Origin of the sequence: Dactylosporangium darangshiense, assembly GCF_039537565.1 — a bacterium.
Taxonomy (GTDB): domain Bacteria; phylum Actinomycetota; class Actinomycetes; order Mycobacteriales; family Micromonosporaceae; genus Dactylosporangium; species Dactylosporangium darangshiense.
Genome location: NZ_BAABAT010000028.1, coordinates 79,235 through 95,835 on the forward strand (window position 1 = coordinate 79,235; position 16,601 = coordinate 95,835).

Consider the following 16,601-nt stretch of genomic DNA (forward strand, 5'->3'; position numbering starts at 1 on the left):
CGAGGTTCAGGCCCGGCGGCGGATGTTGGTGAGCACGGCGACGACGGTGATGCCGGCGTCGAGGTTCAGGCCCGGCGGCGGATGCTGGTGAGCACGGCGACGACGGCGAGCGCGGCCATGGCGGCGCCGAGGGCGACGGCGGGCGGCCCGGCGGGCGGGAGGCCGCGCAGCTGCGCCGGCGCGGCGGCGGCCCTCGCGGCCGCGGCGACCGGCTCGGCGACGAGCCCGGCCGCGAGGACCAGCAGCACGGCGGCGAGGGGTTCCACGGTCGCGGCCCGCCGCGCGGCGAGGCCCTGTGCCCGCAACGCTGCAAGGTCGGGCGTTGCTGCCTCGACGGTACCGCTGAGCAGCGCCGCCGCGGCCAGCGCGACGGCCAGGACGCCGGCGACGAGGTAGAAGCGCAGCCCGAGCGCCGCGCCCTCGCCGGCGAGGGCCGCGCGGGCGTCGGCGACGGTGTGCCGCGCGTCGATCGTCAGGCCGCCCGCGGCGAGGGCCTCGGCGATCGCGGGCGGCGCGTCGGCGCTCAGCCACACCTCGGCGTCGTGGGCGGCGCTGTCCACGGCGAGGCGGTCGGCGTACTCGAGGTCGACGAGCGTCCCGCTGGTGCCCAGCCGCGGCAGCCGCGGTATCGAGGCGACCACGGCGGCCGGGGCCGGGTGCTGCTTGTCGAAGCCGACGAAGAGCCCGTCGGGCGGCAGGGGGCCGGTGCCGGCGACGGGCAGGACGGCCGGCCCGTCGTCGGGGCGCAGGATGCCGGCGCCGGGCCCGGTGCCCGGCGGCAGCGTGACGGACACGTCGGCGCCGGACGCGGTGGCGGCGCCGCCGGGCGGGGGCTGCCACGCGGTGGACGGTGCATTGTGGACGGTCAGCTCGACGGGCTCGGTGCCGAACGCGGCCAAGCGCACGGCCACCTGCACGATCCGGCAGCCGGCCGCGCACGGCATGTCGGCGGAGTAGGTCTTCCGCCCGGCGGCGAGCGCGCCGAGCTCGACGGCGGCGGTGGGGCGCCCGTCGAGGGGCGCGACGGCGACCGACAGCGAGTCGTCGGCCCGGTCGAGGCGGGTGACGGTGATGTCGAGGCTCAGCCTGGTGCCCGTGACCGTCACCGCGTCGCCGGCCGGCTTCGGGTGCAGGCGGTCGGCGAGGCCCTCGGGTGCGGCGCCGCCGGGCCACAGCGGCACGCTCGCCAGCCGGGAGGAGTCCACGGCGAGGGCGCCCTCGAGGGGTACCACGGCCATCGCATACCGGCCGCCGGGGTCCGCGGCGTGGACTGCGTCGAGCAGCTGGCGGCGGCTGCTCGCCCCGACGGACAGCACGACCGGTGCGCCGGTCTCGGCCTCGGCGCGCTCCTGCTGGCGCTGCTGGGCGGTGGCGGTGGCCGCGGCGGCGAACCCGAGCGAGGACAGCGCGACGACGAGCACGGCGAGGAGCCGGGCCGCGGACGGGCGGCGGGCCAGGCCCAGCCCGGCGAGCCCGGCGGTGAGCCGGCCGCGGCGCAGCGCCGCGGCGCCGAGGCGGGCGGCCAGCGGCGGGGCGACGACGGCGGCGAGGAGCCCGGCGGCGAGCAGGACGAGCGCGGGCGCGAGGGCGGCGACCCCGCCGCCGGAGCCGCGCACCTGCACGGTGGCGGCGGCCGCGGCGACGGCGGCGAACACAGCGATCCGCGCGCCCCACCGCCCGGCGCGCACGTCGACGCGGCGCAGCAGCGCGGACACGGGCGCGGAGACGGTGGCGACACCGACGGCCAGGCCGGCCAGCAGCGCGCCGACGACGGCGACGGCGGCGTAGGTGAGCGCGCCGGGCGTGCGCCAGCCGCCCGCGGCGGTGAACCCCGCGAGGGCGCCGGCGACCATCGGGATCAGCGTCTCGCCGGTCGCGAGCCACCAGCGGCCGGGCCTGGCGACCCCGCGCAGCGCGATGACGCCGTGCTCGAAGCGGCGGGCCCGGGTGGCCGCGGAGACGGCCAGGATGATGACCGCCCAGGCGAGGACGAGCACCGGCGCGACGGCGAACGGCACGGTGCGGCGCACGTCGGCGCGGCGCTCGGCGATGCGGTCGAGCAGGTCGCCGAGGTCGGTGTCCAGGCGAGCGGCGCCGCTGCTGCGCTCCTGCGACTCGTCGAGCCAGGTCCGCAGCTTGCCGAGGTTGGCGACGCTGATCGCGCCGGGCCGCGGGTAGGCGTCGTAGGTCTGCAGGTCGGCGGGGCGGATGAACGTGGACAGGGTGCGCCGGTCGATGGAGAACGCCGGGCCGCCGGCGTCGTTGAGCGCTCCCCCGCTGCCCCAGTAGGGCTCGGTGCCGTCGCGGGCCCGCACGATGCCGACGACCGTGAGCGGCGTCGCCGGGCCGGCCCGCAGGTAGTGGTTGGCCGTCGAGTCGTAGAGGGAGGCGCTGAGCTGCACGGCGTCGCCGGGCTTCAGGGCGAGCTGGCGGGCGGCGGCCACGCCGAGGACCGCGTCGCCGGCGCCCATGAGGCAGCGGCCGGCGACGACCACGACGTGGTCGCACAGGCCCTCGCGGTAGGACACCCGGCTGAGCTGCTCGGCGGAGGCGACCTCGAGCTCGGCCGGCTGCGCGGCGAACTGGGCGCTGAAGACGGTGGCGTAGCCGGGCGCGTCGAGCCAGCCGGAGGCGAGCCGCTCGAAGGTCGGCGGCATCGAGCCGTCGCCGCCGGCCTCGACGGTGCCGTTGACCACGATGTTGCGCTCGCCGGCGCCGGCGCGGGCCACCTCGGACTCGACGATGCGCCGGTCGGTGCGGTCGAGGTACACGGGCGCGGCGACCGCGGCCACCGTCGCCAGCGCGGTCAGCACGGCGACGGTGAGTGCCCGCGCCCAGCGGGAGCGCAGCATGGCGAGCACGAGCGCGGTCATCGCCGCCGCCCGGGATGCAGGACGGCGACCGCGCCGAACAGCGCGAGCGCGACGGCCCCGGCGACGAGCAGGGCGAGCGGCTGCACGGACGGCTCCGGCACGGGCCAGCGATCGGAGAACGGGCGGACCGGCGGCGGCGCCAGCAGGCGCAGCAGGACCGAGGCGGCGACGCCGACGAGCACGGCGACGAGCACGGGCGCGAGGGCGGCGCGGCGCTCGACCCGGCGCACGGTGCCGTGCGCGACGCCCTGCCGGCGCAGGGCGGCGAGCTCCGCATCGCGGTCGCGGCGGTCGACGGCGGCGACGACGAACGCGGCGACCGCGGCCAGCAGCAGCACGACGCCGGCGGCGGCGAGGTCGCCGAGCAGCGTCACGGCCGGCGCGAGCCGACCGGCCCGCTCCTTCGCCGCGGCCACGCTGTCGCCGCCGCCGACGTCCAGCCCGGCGGCGCGCAGCCGGTCCACGACGGCGCCGCTTGCGCCGGGGGCGAGCCACACCTCGGGGTGCTCGGCGGCGGGGATCACACCGACGGCCGCGGCGGCGATCCGGGCGGAGTACTCGAGGTCGACCAGCACGCCGTTGCCGCCGCCGCGGGGCACGAGGGCGGCCGGGCGGAGATCCAGCGGTACCGAAACGCCGAAAACGCTCGCCGAAGGCTGGTCGTTGGTGTTGTTCTCCGCGGCCTCCCCCGCGGCGAGGGCCGGCAGCGGCACGGGGGTGTCGACGGCGTAGAGGCGGCTGTCGACGGGCCGGTCGGTGCGCGGGCGCACGTCGGTGAGGCGCAGCCCGCCGCCGCCCTGCGCGACCTGGACGCCGCTGGCCTGCTGGCCGATCGTGGTGCGCCACCGCACCGGGTCGGCGAAGACGTCGCCGGCCACCACGACGGTGCCGCCGGCGGCGAGCTCGCGCAGCTCGACCGGGCCGTGGTCCTGCCCGGTAACAGCGGCGGCGGTCTCGAGGGCCTCGACCCGGCAGCCGCGCACGCAGGCCGGCACCGTCGCGCGGTAGCGGGCCGGCTGCGCGCTCAGCGGCCCGAACTCGGCGACGACCTGCTCGCCCGTGCCGTCGACGCCGAGCAGCAGCCGCACCCGGGCGCCGTCGCCGGACGCCGCGAGCTGCAGGTCGGTGCCGGAGAACGCGAGCGGTGCGGGCGCTGCCGGGTGCAGGGCGGCGCCGTCGACGCCCGCGACGGAACGCAGCCGGGCGCTGTCCACGGCGATGACCGGAGGCCCGCCGGACGGCCCGGTGACGACGACGGCCATCGCCTCGTGGCCGCCCGGGTCGGCGGCGCGCACGGCGGCGAGCAGCCGCTCCCGGTTGACCGGCGCGACCGGCAGGACCCGGTCGGCGCCGAGCTCCACGCCGGCGCGCCGGGCGCGCGCGTCGGCGCCGCCGGCGTAGTCCTGCGCCGCGAGCCCGAGGACGCAGGTGGCCGCGGCGAGGACGGGGATGATGCGGTAGGCCGTGCGGCGCCGCCCCAGCGTCAACCCGGCGAGGGCCGCGGTGAGGCGCCCGGCGGCGAGCGCGTGGCGCCCGTAGAGCCCGGCGGCGGCCAGCAGCACGCGGGTGCCCAGCACGCCGAGCGCGGCGGCGACGAGCAGCGGCGCGACCTGTGCGAGCCCGAAGCCGGCGTCGCGACGCACGTCGGCGGCGGGCGCGGCGACGATCTGGAACAGCGCCGCGGCGCCGAGGCCGAGCGCGCACACCTCGGCGGTGGCGGCGACGAGGGGCCGGCGCGGCCGCACGTCGCGCATGAGCTCGCCGACCCCGCCGCGGGTGGCGCTCCAGTCGGCGGCGGCGACGATGACGACGCCGGCGGCGAAGAGCCGCGGCGCCCACACCGACCCGAGGGCCAGCGGCAGGATGCTCTGCCCGGCGGTCGCGGCCCGGATGCGCCACGTCGGCAGCCCGCGGATCGCCATCCGGGCGGCGTCGCCGCGCCGCTCCTGCGCCGCGTACGCGGCGGCGACGGCGATGGCGAGCCCGCCGAAGAGCAGGATCTCGACCTCGGCGAGCCCGATGCCGCGGCTCACCGCCCGCCGGTCGGCGGCGACGGCGTCGGCGAGCGCGGGCGCGCCCGAGGTGGCCTCGAAGCGGGCGCCGCGCAGCCGGTCCAGGCCGGTGCGCAGCCCGCCGGCGTCGTCGAACGCCTCGGGGCGCAGCAGCGCGGCCATCGTGACGGTGACGGTGGCCTTGGCGGAGTCGATGGTCGCCGCGGTGGTGTACGCCGCGACGCCGTCCTGCCCGGACCAGAACCAGCCGCCCGCGTCGGCGGGCGCGTAGACGCCGACGACCCGCAGCGGCACGGCGGTCGCGACGAGCCCGGACTCGTGCTGCAGCCGGTCGCCGACCCCGGCGCCGAGCAGCCGCGCGAGGTCGTCGGGCAGGACGACCTCCCCGTCGGCGGCCGGGCAGCGCCCGTCGCGCAGCGTGAGGTTGTCGCACAGCCCGTCGGCGTACCGCAGCTCGGCCGTCTGCCGCCGCCCGCCGGACTCGTCGAGCAGGCTGCCGGGCAGCCGCATCCCGCCGGCCTTGCGCTCGACGGGCGCGTCGACGAGCGAGTCGATGCGCCGCAGCGCGTCCTCGGGCCGGTCGCCGGCGGCGACGAGGCCGCGCACCCGCAGCGTGCGCTCGGCGACGGTGGCCTGGTCGATGCGCGCCCGGGCAGCGTCGCGCCCGGCCGTGCCCGCGGCTCGCCCCGCGACCATGGCCGCGACCACGGTCAGCGCGGCGAGGACCACCATGACGAGTGCCTGCACCCACCGGGCCCGCAGCGCGCCGAAGACCAGCCCCAGCACGCAACGACCCTAGCGGAGATCGTCTCCGTGTAAAGGCCCTGTCTATCTGCTCGCTGCGCTCGCGGTGGGGGAGCTTCGCTCCACCCACACCACCTCAAAGTCTCCGGCGGCGTGCCCTGGCAGCGGAAGGTGCTCGGTACGCTGCCGCGCACCCGCGGAGTCCGGCAGGCGGATCACCGGGAGAAGACGGCCACCAGGAAGTTGGAGTCCGGGGTGAACGGGCGCAGGTCCCAGGTGCTGAGCAGGACGTCCTGGTGCAGGCCCGCCGCGGCGGCGTCGGCCAGGAAGTCCTCGAAGGCGTAGCCGCGCCCGGCGCCGAAGCCGATCACCACGCGGCCGTCCGGCGCGGCGTGCGCGCCCAGGCGGCGCAGGATCTCGACGCGGGTGGACGGTGCGACGAACGCGATGACGTTGCCGGCGCAGACGACGGCGTCGAAGCCGTCCTTGATGCCGGCGGCCGGGAGGTCGAGCTCGGCGAGGTCGCCGGTCAGCCAGGTCGGGCCGGGATGGTCCTGCTCGGCGACGGCGACCAGGTCGGGGTCGAGGTCGACGCCGACGACCTCGTGGCCGGCGGCGTGCAGGCGGGCGCCCACCCGGCCGGTGCCGCTGCCCGCGTCGAGGATGCGGGCGCATCGCGGGACCATCGCGTCGATGAGGCGGGCCTCGCCGGCCAGGTCGGCGCCGCTCGCGGCCAGGTCGCGGAAGCGCTGCACGTACCAGTTCACGTGCTCGGGCTCCTCCGCGCGGCGGCGCAGCCAGGCGTTCTCGTCAGCCATGCGTTCGTTCCTTCCCTCTGTGATCAACGTAGCGCGGCCCGGAGGCCTCGACCGAGGCGCGCGTCACGTCCGCGGGGTTCGCTCGTGGGGTACGATGTCTGCGTGAACTTCTGCTATCGCGCGTTTACCGTGGCTCCGGGTGGAGCCGGCGGTCACTTGCGCTGACCTAGTTCACCCGGAGCCAGCAAGGGCAGAGACCTCGGTCTCTGCCCTTCGTCGTGTCACACGGCGGGCTGGTTTTCCACCGGGCCCGCCTCCCCACCGCATCGAATGGAGAGACGGGCCATGACCAACACCAGCAACCTGCGCGTCACCGGCTACCAGCCCCTGGTCACGCCGCGGGAGCTCACCGCCGAGCTGCCCATGGACGACGAGCGCGCCGCCGTCGTGCAGCGCGGGCGCGAGGCCGTGCACGGCATTGTGACCGGCGCCGACGACCGACTACTCGTGGTCGTCGGGCCGTGCTCGGTGCACGATCCGGTGGCGGCGGTCGACTACGCGCACCGGCTCGCCGCCGCGGCGCAGCGACTGTCCGCCGACCTCGCCGTGGTCATGCGGGTGTACTTCGAGAAGCCCCGCACCACCGTCGGCTGGAAGGGGCTCATCAACGACCCCGGGCTCGACGACACCTTCGACGTGCCCCGCGGCCTGCGCCTGGCCCGCCGGCTGCTGCTGGACGTGCTCGGCCTGGGGTTGCCGGTCGGGTGCGAGTTCCTGGAGCCGACGAGCCCGCAGTACATCGCCGACGCCGTCTCCTGGGGCGCGATCGGCGCGCGGACGCCGGAGAGCCAGGTGCACCGGCAGCTGGCCTCGGGCCTGTCGATGCCGGTCGGGTTCAAGAACGGCACCGACGGCGACGTGCAGGTGGCCATCGACGGCTGCCGCACCGCGGCGAGCCGGCACGTGTTCTTCGGCGTCGACGAGGACGGGCGGGCCGCGGTCGTCTCCACGACGGGCAACCCGGACTGCCACATCATCCTGCGCGGCTCCCGCACCGGCCCGAACTACGGCCCCGGCGACGTCGCCGACGCCCTCGCGCGGCTGGAGAAGGCGCAGATGCCGCGCCGGCTGATCGTGGACGCGAGCCACGGCAACAGCGGCAAGGACCACGTGCGCCAGGCCGCGGTGGCCCGCGAGATCGGCGAGCAGGTCGCCGCCGGCCAGGACGGCATCGCCGGGGTGATGCTGGAGAGCTTCATCGTGGCCGGGCGGCAGGACCTGGGCGGCGAGCTGACGTACGGCCAGAGCGTCACCGACGCCTGCGTGTCATGGGAGGACACCGAGCTGCTGCTGGAGGACCTGGCCGCCGCGGTGCGCGCCCGCCGCGCCGCATGACTTGAGTCTCCAGCGACGGGAGACCCTACGGTCGCGGCCATGGAAACCCCGACCGAAGCCATCACCCGCGACATTTACGGCATGCCGGCGTTCGTCACGTTCACCGTGGCCGACCTGGCGCGCACCGTCGACTGGTACGTCAACGGGCTCGACTTCATCGAGCTGTTCTCGATGCCGGGGCCGCAGGGGCCCGTGCTGGTGCACCTGCGGCGCTGGCGTTACCAGGACATCCTGGTGCGCCCGGGCCCGGTGGCGCCCGGCGGCGGGTGGACGTACAGCGTCAGCGCGAACATCGCCGAGCTCGACGCCCTCGCCGAACGGGCGTGGGCGCACGGCGGCGGCTCGGTGCACGGCCCGTTCGACACGCCGTGGAACACCCGCGACGTGCACGCGACGGACCCGGACGGCTACACGGTCGTCTACACCGCGCACCGCCCGCCGCAGCACCAGGACGAGGCGTTCAACGAGATGATGCGCCGCGAGGCCGGATCGCAGGGCCTCTAGGTCTCTATGCGAAAACCGGTGGCTGGCCGGTCGCTTCGAGGACCGACAGCCACAGGTCGCCGTCGGGGTCGACGAGGTTGCGCGAGCTGATCGCCAGGGCGATCGGCACGTGGACGAACCGGCCCCGCCAGCGGCCGACCACCATCTCGGTGCGCCCGGCCATGGCGGCGTGCACGGCGGCGTGCGCGAGGCGGATGCAGTACACGCTGTCGTACGGGTCGGCGGGCACGCTGCGGATGGTGTAGCTGGGGTCGATGTACTTGAGGTTGGCCTCGACTCTGGCGGCGGCGAAGTGCTCGGCGATGCGCCCGCGCAGGTACCGCCCGAAGTCCTCCAGCCGCGCGTTGCCCGACACGTCGACGCCCTTCGCGGAGAGGTACTCCTGCCCGGCGCCCTCGGCGACGACCACCATGGCGTGGCCGCGCTCGACGACCCGCTGGCGCAGGTGCTCGAGGAACCCGCCCGGCCCGTCCAGGGCGAAGGGCACCTCGGGGATGAGCACGTAGTCGGAGTCGTTGTTGGCCAGGGCCGCGTAGCAGGCGATGAAGCCGGAGTGCCGGCCCATGAGCTGCACCAGGCCGATGCCGTTGGGGAACGCGGTCGCCTCCACGTGCGCGGCGCGGATCGCCTCGGTGGCCTTGCCGAACGCGGTCTGGAAGCCGAAGGAGCGCTCGATGTAGGGGATGTCGTTGTCGATCGTCTTGGGCACGCCGACGACCGCGATGCGCAGGCCCCGCTCGGCGACGACCTCGGCGATGCGCAGGGCGCCGCGCATCGAGCCGTCGCCGCCGATGACGAACAGCACGTTGACGCTGAGCTGCTCGAGGCAGTCGACGATCTCGTCGGGGTCCTGGTTGCCCCGCGAGGTGCCCAGGATTGTGCCGCCGTACTCGTTGATGCCGGCCACCGCGTCGGGGTCCAGGTCCACGACCGGGCGGCCGTAGCGGGCGGTCATGCCTTGGTACCCGTTGCGGAACCCGAAGATGCGGCGCACGCCGTAGTGGTTGGTCAGCTCGAGCACCAGCGCCCGGATCACGTCGTTGAGGCCCGGGCAGAGCCCGCCGCAGGTGACGATCCCGACCCGGGTCTTGGACGGGTCGAAGTAGATCTTCGAGCGCGGCCCGCCGGGCTCGAAGCCGGGCAGCTCCTCGACCGGCACGCCGCGCGCGGCCAGCAGCGACACGGTGTCGTCCAGCAGCACCCGGTCGTCCTCGTCGACGTAGTGCTGCGTGGTGCGCTGCCGGCGCAGCATCGCCGACAGCGGCGAGTCGATCCGGCACTCGCCGAGCCGGCTGACCTCGAGCTGTGCGCGTTCATCGACCATGCCTTCATGGTCGGGCAGTGCCGTTTCGGGCCGGTTAATCGGTTGATGCGTCCCATTGCGCGGGGCCATGGTGGGCGGATGCGGGTTACGTTCATCCGGTTCGCCGACCACGAGTGGGGTTATGTGGTCATCGCGCGCGACGACGGCGTCGTCTACCGCATGAACACCGGCCCGATCACCGGCGAGACGCCGCACGACCTGGTGCACTACACCGTCGAGGACGCGCTGCGCATCCCGGACGGCATCTGGGGCTCGATCGCGGGCGGCGTGGTGTTCCGCAGCATGACCCACGTCTGCGGACGGCGGCCACCGCACGCCGCCGAGCGCTCGAAGGAGCTGATCCGCGAGCACCGCGACCTGCTGCAGCGCGCCGAGCTCATCGGCGGCCTGTGCGAGCGCGCGGCCGAGCTGCCCGAGGCGGAGCTGGCCCGGTTCGCGGCGAAGGAGCCGTTCCAGCCGCTGACCGTCGAGCAGCTGGCCACGGCCACGGCCGCGCTACGGGCGGTTGCCGAGCGCTGGGCCGGCCTCGCGGTCGGCGACCGGCTGGAGCTGGAGTGGCCGCGGCACCGGGCGGTCAGGCCATCAGCGGCGACGCCTGGGCGGACGGGGCGACCGGAACGATCTCGAAGTCGACAAGGTCGCTCCAGCGGGCGACCCACGCCATCAGCAACGTGACGTCGTCGCACTCCATCAGCTGGAAACAGCGGGCGAAGTCGGCCGCGACCCAGCTGTCGACGTAGCGCAGGCCGTCGGGGAGCATCCGGCCGCGCTCGCGCGCCCGGTCGTACACCGGGCGGGGCTGACCGCCGCGGAACCGCTCGATCACCATGAACAGCACCGCACCAACATAACGACCGGGTCCCGGACGACCACCCCACCGTCGCCGTCCGGGACCCGGGCGTCTTCAGCTGCGTGTAACGAATGAAACATCCTGTAACATCGCAGGACATCAGGAAACAGCCACGGCGTTTAACTGTCAAGAGTCCTAATAGAAGCTCTATGCTTTGATCATGGAACGGGGGTTGTGACGATGGCCGGCCACCGGCGGGTCACGGTCCGCGACATCGCCGCCGAGACCGGCATGTCGATCGCCACCGTCTCGCGCGCGCTCAACAACCACCACGCGGTCACGCCGGCCACCCGCGCCCTGGTGCACGACGCGGCGGAGCGGCTGCGCGCGCGCATCGGCCAGAGCGGCAAGCCCAAGGGCGGCGCCGTCTTCGTCCGCTGCCCGTACGTGCTGACCGACTACTTCGGCCTCATCGTCTCCTCCATCGCCGAAACCCTGACCCTGCACGGCCGCCAGCTCGTGCTCACCGCCGGCGAGGCGGCCCAGCGCACCCCGCTGCTCGCGGACCTCGACGGCCGCGACGGCCTGACCGGCGTCATCGTCATCCTGCCGCCGGAGCCCGGCGACGACCTGGTCGAGCTGCAGCGGCGGCGGATCCCGTTCGTCGTCGTCGACCCGCGCACCACCCTGCCCCGCGACATCGTCTCGGTCTCCGCCGCGCACTTCGCCGGCGCCCGCCGCCTCACCGCGCACCTGGTCGAGCTCGGCCATCGCCGCATCGGCGTCATCGGCGGCCCGACCGAGTGGCTGGCCAGCGACGCCCGGCTGGCCGGGCACAACGCCGCCCTCGCCGACGTCGGCGTGCTCCCGTCCGGCGAGCTGCTGCGCAGCGTCGAGCCGAACACCGATCGCGGCCACGGCGCCGCCGGCGAGCTGCTCGACCTGCCGGAGCGCCCGACGGCGCTGGTCTGCTTCAACGACAAGGCCGCCGTCGGCGCGCTGTCCGCCGCTGCCGAGCGCGGCCTGCGGGTGCCCGGCGACCTGTCCATCACCGGCTTCGACGACCTCGACCTGGCCCAGGCGACGGGCCTGACCACGGTGCGCCAGCCGCTGCAGGAGATGGGCCGCATGGCGGTCTCGCTGCTGGTGCGCCTGCTCGAGCAGCACGAGCTCGACGCCCTGCACATCGAGCTGGCGACCGAGCTCGTGGTGCGCTCCTCGACGGCCCCACCCGCCGGCCGCTGAGTGCGATCCTGTTAGGCATGACGCGTCCCCGCATCTGGTACCTCCTGCAGCACCGCCCGGGCCCCGCCGCCATCGAGGGCGTCCGCCCCATGGACCAGCCCGGATTCGAGGAGCACCTGGCGTTCCTGCGCCGCCGCGCCGCCGACGGCACGCTGATCGCCGCCGGCCCGCTCGAGGACAACGACACCGGCGAGGGCGAGGGCGTCACGGTCCTCGCCGCCCAATCCCTCGAGGACGCCCGCCGCCTGGCCGAGCAGGATGACGAGTCTGTGCGCTCGGGCCTGCTCGCGGTGACGGTCCGCACCTGGACCGTCGTCATGTCGCCCGCACTTCCGCCCGCCGGGTGAGGACTAACCCGCCGTCAGTTCGCCTCGCAATGTGAGGCCCGGCCCACCACCACCGGGTCTTTGCTTTCCGCATCGTTTGTTCAAAGGATGCTGGGAGGCCTCGTGTCACGTGCCGTTCTCAAGTTCTCACTAGCCGCCGCCGGCTGCGCAGCCGCGATCATCGTCGGCCCGGGCGCCCTGGCGGCCTGGTCGGCGAGCAGCGGAGCGCCGGCAGCGCTCACTCCGACCACGTCGGTCCAGCCGGACGACCGCTGGCACAGCCCGAACCCGTGGCCGACGAGGACCCGGACGAAGACCCCGTCGAAGTCCCCGTCGATGTCGCCGTCGCGCTCGCACTCGATGTCGGCCTCGCCCAGCCGCTCCTCGGCCTCGCCCAGCCACACGACGGCTTCGCCGAGCAGCTCCACGCTCCCGGTCACCGGCGGCACCTCGAGCGGCACCCTGGGCGGCCTCGTCCTCGGCGGTGTGGCCGCGATCGGCCTCGGCACCGCGATGTACCGCAACGGCCGCCGCCGCGCAGCCCAGCAGTAACTCGCACGTTTCGCTCAGTCGCGACGACGGGCGGCCAGCTCATCGAGCATGGCCGCCGTCGTCGTCGCCCCGAACCGGGTGGCGCCGGCGTCCACCATGGACAGCAGCAGATCCAGCGTCCGCACCCCACCGGCCGCCTTGACCCCGATGTGCGGCGACACCGCCGCGCGCATGAGCCGCACGTCCTCGAGGGTGGCGCCGGTGGGCGCGAACCCCGTCGAGGTCTTCACGTACCCGGCGCCGGCCGCCTCGGCCAACCGGCAGCCGCGCCGCTTCTCCTCGTCGGTCAGGTAGGCGTTCTCGAGGATCACCTTGACCAGAGCGCCGCCGGCCGCGTCGACCACGGCGGCGAGGTCTTCGCGCACCTCGTCGTCGCGCCCTTCCCGCAGCCGCCCGATGTTGAGCACGACGTCGATCTCGGCCGCCCCGTCGTCGCGCGCCGCCGCGGCCTCGGCGGCCTTGACCCGGGTCGCGTGCGCCCCGTGCGGGAACCCGGCGACGGTGCCGACCGCGACATCCGTACCGGCGAGCAGCCCGACGGCGAACGCCACGTCGCACGGTTTCACGCACACCGAGGCCACGTCGTACTCGGCGGCAAGCTCACACCCGGCGGCGACGTCGGCGCGGGTGAGCTCGGGCCGCAGGAGCGAGTGGTCGATCATCTTCGCGACCTGCCGTACCGAAAGCATGCGTCTCTCCTTTTTCCTCAGCTGTCCACCGTGAACGCGACCTGCAGCCCGTAGCGCGCGCCCACGTACCGCGACTCGGTCAGCTCCACCGGCCGGTCGCCGCGGTCGAGGATGAGCCGCCGCTCCACCAGCAGCGCGGCGCCGACCGGCACCTCGAGCAGCAGCGCCTCCTCCGCGCTCGCGGCCCGCGCATCGAGCGTCGCGTGCCCGCGCGAGGGCTCCCGCCCGAGCCGGACGAGCGCCTCGTGCAGCGACCGCGCCGCGGGCCCGTCGAGCTCGGCGTGCAGCAGCGCCCGCAGCTCCCCCGGGAACACCGCGTGCTCGATCGCCACCGGCACCCCGTCGGCCAGCCGCAGCCGCGACACGGCCACCACTTCGGTCTGGCCCTTGCCGAGCTCGAGCTGCGCCGCCTCGACCTCGCCGGCCGGCCTCACCTCGGCCCCGAGCAGCCGCGACGACGGCCGCCGCCCCTGTCTGCGCATCTCCGCGCTGAACCGCACGAGCATGTCGGCCCTGCGCGGCGGCGCCGGCGGCGCGACGAAGGTACCTCGCCCGACCCGCCGATAGACCAGCCCGTCGGCCACGAGCCGCTGCAGTGCCGCACGGGCCGTCATCCGGCTCACCCCGAACTCTTCGCAGAGCTGCGCCTCGGACGCCACCGCATCGTGCGCCCGGGCACCGGCGATCCGCACCCGCAGCGCCTGCTCGATCTGGTGGTACTTCGGCTCGAACTCGTCATCCCGGCTCACGCTCGCCTCTCCCCCGCTCGCGCCGGCCCCGCTCGCACCGGCCCCGCTCGCGCCGGCCTGGCCGATCCCCGCCATCCTCCGCGCCGCGGGCGCAGCGCCACCGCCGGCCCGCTTCCGCGATTCGCGCGAGCCCGGGGCACGGCCGCAGCGCACCGCCGGCTTCGATTGCACCGTCGGCCCGAGGCACTGCGCCGCGTGCCCGTCGCCGGCGTGCCGATGCGTCAATTGTATAGCCAACCGAATGTCTATACAAATGGCCGCGCCACCGGCGACGGCGCCCCCCGCCGACGGCCCACCCGCGACGGCGCCGCTCGGGGACCCGCGCACCGGCGATGGCGCCAATCGGCGACTGCGCACCAGCGGCAGCGCCCACGCGACAACAGCGCCACTCGGCGACTGCGCCCACCGGCGGCGGCGCCCACCCGGCGATGGCGCCAGTCGGTGACTGCGCCGGGGAGCGGAACGACGAAGCGGCGGCGGAGAGGCGGCAACCGTCCTGGCGAGGACCTGCGTGTGAGCGATCACAAGTCACCGTTGACTGACGACGAAAGCATCCCTATGTTAGCGATAACATCGACGTCCGTGGACCGCCAACCACGTCAGGAGCGCTCGTGTCTCGTCTGTCTGCGTTGATCCTTGCCGGGCTGCTTGCCGTACCGCTGCTCGCCGCGCCGCCGCGCGGGGAGTTGCCGCGAACCGTTGCGGTCACCAGCAACCAGGTCGCGGTGCCGCCGCCCGCGATGGGGTGGGCCTCGTGGAACAGCTTTGCGGCCAATATCAACGCCGGCGTCATCAAGCGGCAGGCCGACGCGATGGTGGCCGCGGGGCTGCCGGCGGCGGGGTACAAGTACGTCAACATCGACGAAGGATGGTGGCAGGGCACCCGCGACTCGGGCGGCAACATCACGGTCGACCTGAACGAGTGGCCCGGCGGGATGGCGGCCATCGCCGACTACATCCACTCCAAGGGGCTCAAGGCCGGGATCTACACCGACGCGGGGCGCGACGGCTGCGGGTACTACTACCCGACCGGGCGGCCCGCCGCGCCCGGCAGTGGCAGTGAAGGGCACTACGCGCAGGACATGCTGCAGTTCTCGCGCTGGGGGTTCGACTTCGTGAAGGTCGACTGGTGCGGCGGCAGCGCCGAAGGGCTCGATCCGCAGGCGACCTACCGCTCGATCAGTGCCGCGGTCGCGCAGGCCGCCGCGACGACCGGGCGGGCGCTGCTGCTGTCCATCTGCGAGTGGGGCGTGAAGAGCCCGTGGGACTGGGGGGCGGGGCTCGGGGCGATGTGGCGCACCAGCACCGACATCATCTACTGGGGGCAAACGGCGAACCAGTCCATGGTGCTGACCAACTTCGACCGCGGGCTGCACCCGGCGGCGCAGCACACCGGGTACGTCAACGACCCGGACATGATGATCGCCGGCATGCCGGGGCTCACCGCCGCGCAGAATCGCACGCACCTCAACCTGTGGGCGATCTCCGGGGCGCCGCTGCTGCTCGGTGCCGATCTGTCCACACTGGACGCCACGACGGTCGCGGCGCTGAAGAACGCCGACGTCGTCGCGGTCGATCAGGATGCGCGAGGGCTGCAGGCGGTGAAGGTCGCCGACGACGCCGGCAAGCAGACCTATGCGAAGGTGCTGTCGGGCAGCGGGCGGCGGGCCGTCGCGCTGCTCAACCGGACCGGATCGGCGGCGACGATGACGGTGCGCTGGGCCGATCTCGGGCTCGCGACGACCTCCGCGTCCGTGCGCAATGCGTGGACCGGGCAGACGAGCAGCGCCGCCACCTCCTACAGCGTCTCGGTGCCGGCGTTCGACTCGGTGCTGCTGACGGTGTCGGGCACCGAGGCGGCCGCGGCGACGTACGAGGCCGAGGCCGCCGGGAACACCCGCGGCGGTAGCGCGGCGGTTGTGGCCTGCGCCGGCTGCTCGGGCGGGCAGAAGGTGGGCAGCGTCGGCAACGGCGGGACGCTGCGGTTCAACGGGGTCGCGTCGGCGAACGGCGGGTATGCGGTGGTGAGCATCGCGTACGTCAACGGGGACGCGGGCGGGCGCACCGCGACCCTGCAGGTCAACGGGCGGGCGGCGACGGTGGTCGCGTTCCCGCCGACCGGGTCGTGGACGACGGCGGGCAGCGTCAGCGTTGTGGTACCGCTGAATCCCGGCAGTTCGAACACGCTGACGTTTGCCAACTCCGGGGCGTGGGCGCCGGATCTCGACGCGATCGAGGTCCGGGGGCTCTCCGGCGGGCTCGGCATCGTCGGGGCGCAGTCCGGGCGTTGCGTGGACGTGGACGGCGCCGGGAGTACCAACGGCGCCAAGGTGCAGCTGTGGGACTGCAACAACCAGGGCAACCAGGCGTGGGCCTCGACGTCGGGCAAGGCGCTGACCGTCTACGGCACCAAATGCCTCGACGCCTACAACGGCGGCACCACCAACGGGACCGCCGTGGTGATCTGGGACTGCAACGGGCAGGCCAACCAGCAGTGGACGGTCGGCTCCGACGGCACGATCCGGGGTGTGCAGTCGGGGTTGTGCCTGGACGCGTACAACAACGGCACCGCCAACGCCACGAAGCTCGTGCTGTGGGCGTGCGGCGGCGGGGCCAACCAGCGCTGGACGGTCGGCTGAC

14 protein-coding genes are annotated in these 16,601 nt (G+C 74.9%); 6 read left to right on the forward strand and 8 right to left on the reverse strand.

The window, feature by feature from the left end; all coding sequences use genetic code 11:
• Positions 1 to 65: 65 nt before the first annotated feature.
• The 3 genes from ABD901_RS37650 to ABD901_RS37660 form a co-directional block, all read right to left on the reverse strand.
• Positions 66 to 2,873: a hypothetical protein gene (locus ABD901_RS37650; protein ID WP_345134645.1), complete on the reverse strand. Its 2,808-nt coding sequence runs from the start codon at positions 2,871 to 2,873 to the stop codon at positions 66 to 68.
• Entirely contained in the window at positions 2,870 to 5,671 is a 2,802-nt protein-coding gene (locus ABD901_RS37655) for a hypothetical protein (protein WP_345134647.1), read from the reverse strand. The genes ABD901_RS37650 and ABD901_RS37655 overlap by 4 nt, the downstream gene beginning before the upstream one ends.
• Positions 5,672 to 5,844: 173 nt before the next feature.
• On the reverse strand, positions 5,845 to 6,447 hold the full coding sequence (locus tag ABD901_RS37660; protein ID WP_345134649.1) for a class I SAM-dependent methyltransferase: 603 nt from the start codon (positions 6,445 to 6,447) through the stop codon (positions 5,845 to 5,847).
• A gap of 270 nt (positions 6,448 to 6,717) precedes the next feature.
• Between ABD901_RS37660 and ABD901_RS37665 the strand changes: the two genes are divergently transcribed.
• Both ABD901_RS37665 and ABD901_RS37670 read left to right on the forward strand, forming a co-directional pair.
• On the forward strand, positions 6,718 to 7,782 hold the full coding sequence (locus tag ABD901_RS37665; protein WP_380135097.1) for a 3-deoxy-7-phosphoheptulonate synthase: 1,065 nt from the start codon (positions 6,718 to 6,720) through the stop codon (positions 7,780 to 7,782).
• Between the two features lie 39 nt (positions 7,783 to 7,821).
• Positions 7,822 to 8,286, forward strand: a complete 465-nt coding sequence (locus ABD901_RS37670; RefSeq protein ID WP_345134652.1) for a VOC family protein — start codon at positions 7,822 to 7,824, stop codon at positions 8,284 to 8,286.
• A 4-nt stretch (positions 8,287 to 8,290) separates the two neighbouring features.
• Here ABD901_RS37670 and ABD901_RS37675 read toward each other — a convergent pair whose 3' ends face one another.
• Positions 8,291 to 9,610 carry an ATP-dependent 6-phosphofructokinase gene (locus ABD901_RS37675; RefSeq protein ID WP_345134654.1) on the reverse strand — a complete coding sequence of 440 codons (1,320 nt, stop codon included), beginning with the start codon at positions 9,608 to 9,610 and terminating at the stop codon, positions 8,291 to 8,293.
• A 78-nt stretch (positions 9,611 to 9,688) separates the two neighbouring features.
• On the opposite strand from ABD901_RS37675, the gene ABD901_RS37680 reads away from it, so the two are divergent.
• On the forward strand, positions 9,689 to 10,285 hold the full coding sequence (locus ABD901_RS37680; protein WP_345134656.1) for a hypothetical protein: 597 nt from the start codon (positions 9,689 to 9,691) through the stop codon (positions 10,283 to 10,285).
• Here the strand turns inward: ABD901_RS37680 and ABD901_RS37685 are convergent.
• On the reverse strand, positions 10,185 to 10,439 hold the full coding sequence (locus tag ABD901_RS37685) for a DUF3303 domain-containing protein (protein ID WP_345134777.1): 255 nt from the start codon (positions 10,437 to 10,439) through the stop codon (positions 10,185 to 10,187). The genes ABD901_RS37680 and ABD901_RS37685 overlap by 101 nt on opposite strands.
• Positions 10,440 to 10,640: 201 nt before the next feature.
• Between ABD901_RS37685 and ABD901_RS37690 the strand changes: the two genes are divergently transcribed.
• Together ABD901_RS37690 and ABD901_RS37695 are read left to right on the forward strand one after the other, a co-directional pair.
• The gene (locus tag ABD901_RS37690; RefSeq protein ID WP_345134658.1) at positions 10,641 to 11,645 is read left to right on the forward strand and encodes a LacI family DNA-binding transcriptional regulator; all 1,005 of its coding nucleotides are present in this window, start codon (positions 10,641 to 10,643) and stop codon (positions 11,643 to 11,645) included.
• A gap of 17 nt (positions 11,646 to 11,662) precedes the next feature.
• The gene (locus ABD901_RS37695; RefSeq protein ID WP_345134660.1) at positions 11,663 to 11,992 is read left to right on the forward strand and encodes a YciI family protein; all 330 of its coding nucleotides are present in this window, start codon (positions 11,663 to 11,665) and stop codon (positions 11,990 to 11,992) included.
• Positions 11,993 to 12,072: 80 nt separating this feature from the next.
• Here ABD901_RS37695 and ABD901_RS37700 read toward each other — a convergent pair whose 3' ends face one another.
• The 3 genes from ABD901_RS37700 to ABD901_RS37710 all read right to left on the reverse strand — a co-directional run bounded on the left by ABD901_RS37700 (position 12,073) and on the right by ABD901_RS37710 (position 13,961).
• A complete protein-coding gene (locus ABD901_RS37700; protein WP_345134662.1) occupies positions 12,073 to 12,411 on the reverse strand; it encodes a hypothetical protein in 339 nt (112 codons plus the stop codon).
• A gap of 126 nt (positions 12,412 to 12,537) precedes the next feature.
• Complete coding sequence (gene deoC / locus ABD901_RS37705; RefSeq protein WP_345134665.1) at positions 12,538 to 13,212, reverse strand: deoxyribose-phosphate aldolase; 675 nt, start codon at positions 13,210 to 13,212, stop codon at positions 12,538 to 12,540.
• A gap of 17 nt (positions 13,213 to 13,229) precedes the next feature.
• Complete coding sequence (locus tag ABD901_RS37710) at positions 13,230 to 13,961, reverse strand: GntR family transcriptional regulator (RefSeq protein ID WP_345134667.1); 732 nt, start codon at positions 13,959 to 13,961, stop codon at positions 13,230 to 13,232.
• Positions 13,962 to 14,572: 611 nt separating this feature from the next.
• On the opposite strand from ABD901_RS37710, the gene ABD901_RS37715 reads away from it, so the two are divergent.
• Positions 14,573 to 16,600 carry an RICIN domain-containing protein gene (locus ABD901_RS37715; protein ID WP_345134669.1) on the forward strand — a complete coding sequence of 676 codons (2,028 nt, stop codon included), beginning with the start codon at positions 14,573 to 14,575 and terminating at the stop codon, positions 16,598 to 16,600.
• The last annotated feature ends 1 nt before the right edge of the window (position 16,601 follow it).

What these genes read in the sequence shown, in the direction of transcription:
- ABD901_RS37695 (WP_345134660.1), top strand. Translation starts at nt 11,663, where the DNA reads ATGACGCGTCCCCGCATCTGGTACCTCCTGCAGCACCGCCCGGGCCCC.
- ABD901_RS37675 (WP_345134654.1), bottom strand. Translation starts at nt 9,610, where the DNA reads ATGGTCGATGAACGCGCACAGCTCGAGGTCAGCCGGCTCGGCGAGTGC.
- ABD901_RS37690 (WP_345134658.1), top strand. Translation starts at nt 10,641, where the DNA reads ATGGCCGGCCACCGGCGGGTCACGGTCCGCGACATCGCCGCCGAGACC.
- ABD901_RS37650 (WP_345134645.1), bottom strand. Translation starts at nt 2,873, where the DNA reads ATGACCGCGCTCGTGCTCGCCATGCTGCGCTCCCGCTGGGCGCGGGCA.
- ABD901_RS37685 (WP_345134777.1), bottom strand. Translation starts at nt 10,439, where the DNA reads ATGGTGATCGAGCGGTTCCGCGGCGGTCAGCCCCGCCCGGTGTACGAC.
- ABD901_RS37665 (WP_380135097.1), top strand. Translation starts at nt 6,718, where the DNA reads ATGGAGAGACGGGCCATGACCAACACCAGCAACCTGCGCGTCACCGGC.
- ABD901_RS37660 (WP_345134649.1), bottom strand. Translation starts at nt 6,447, where the DNA reads ATGGCTGACGAGAACGCCTGGCTGCGCCGCCGCGCGGAGGAGCCCGAG.
- ABD901_RS37670 (WP_345134652.1), top strand. Translation starts at nt 7,822, where the DNA reads ATGGAAACCCCGACCGAAGCCATCACCCGCGACATTTACGGCATGCCG.
- ABD901_RS37680 (WP_345134656.1), top strand. Translation starts at nt 9,689, where the DNA reads ATGCGGGTTACGTTCATCCGGTTCGCCGACCACGAGTGGGGTTATGTG.
- deoC (WP_345134665.1), bottom strand. Translation starts at nt 13,212, where the DNA reads ATGCTTTCGGTACGGCAGGTCGCGAAGATGATCGACCACTCGCTCCTG.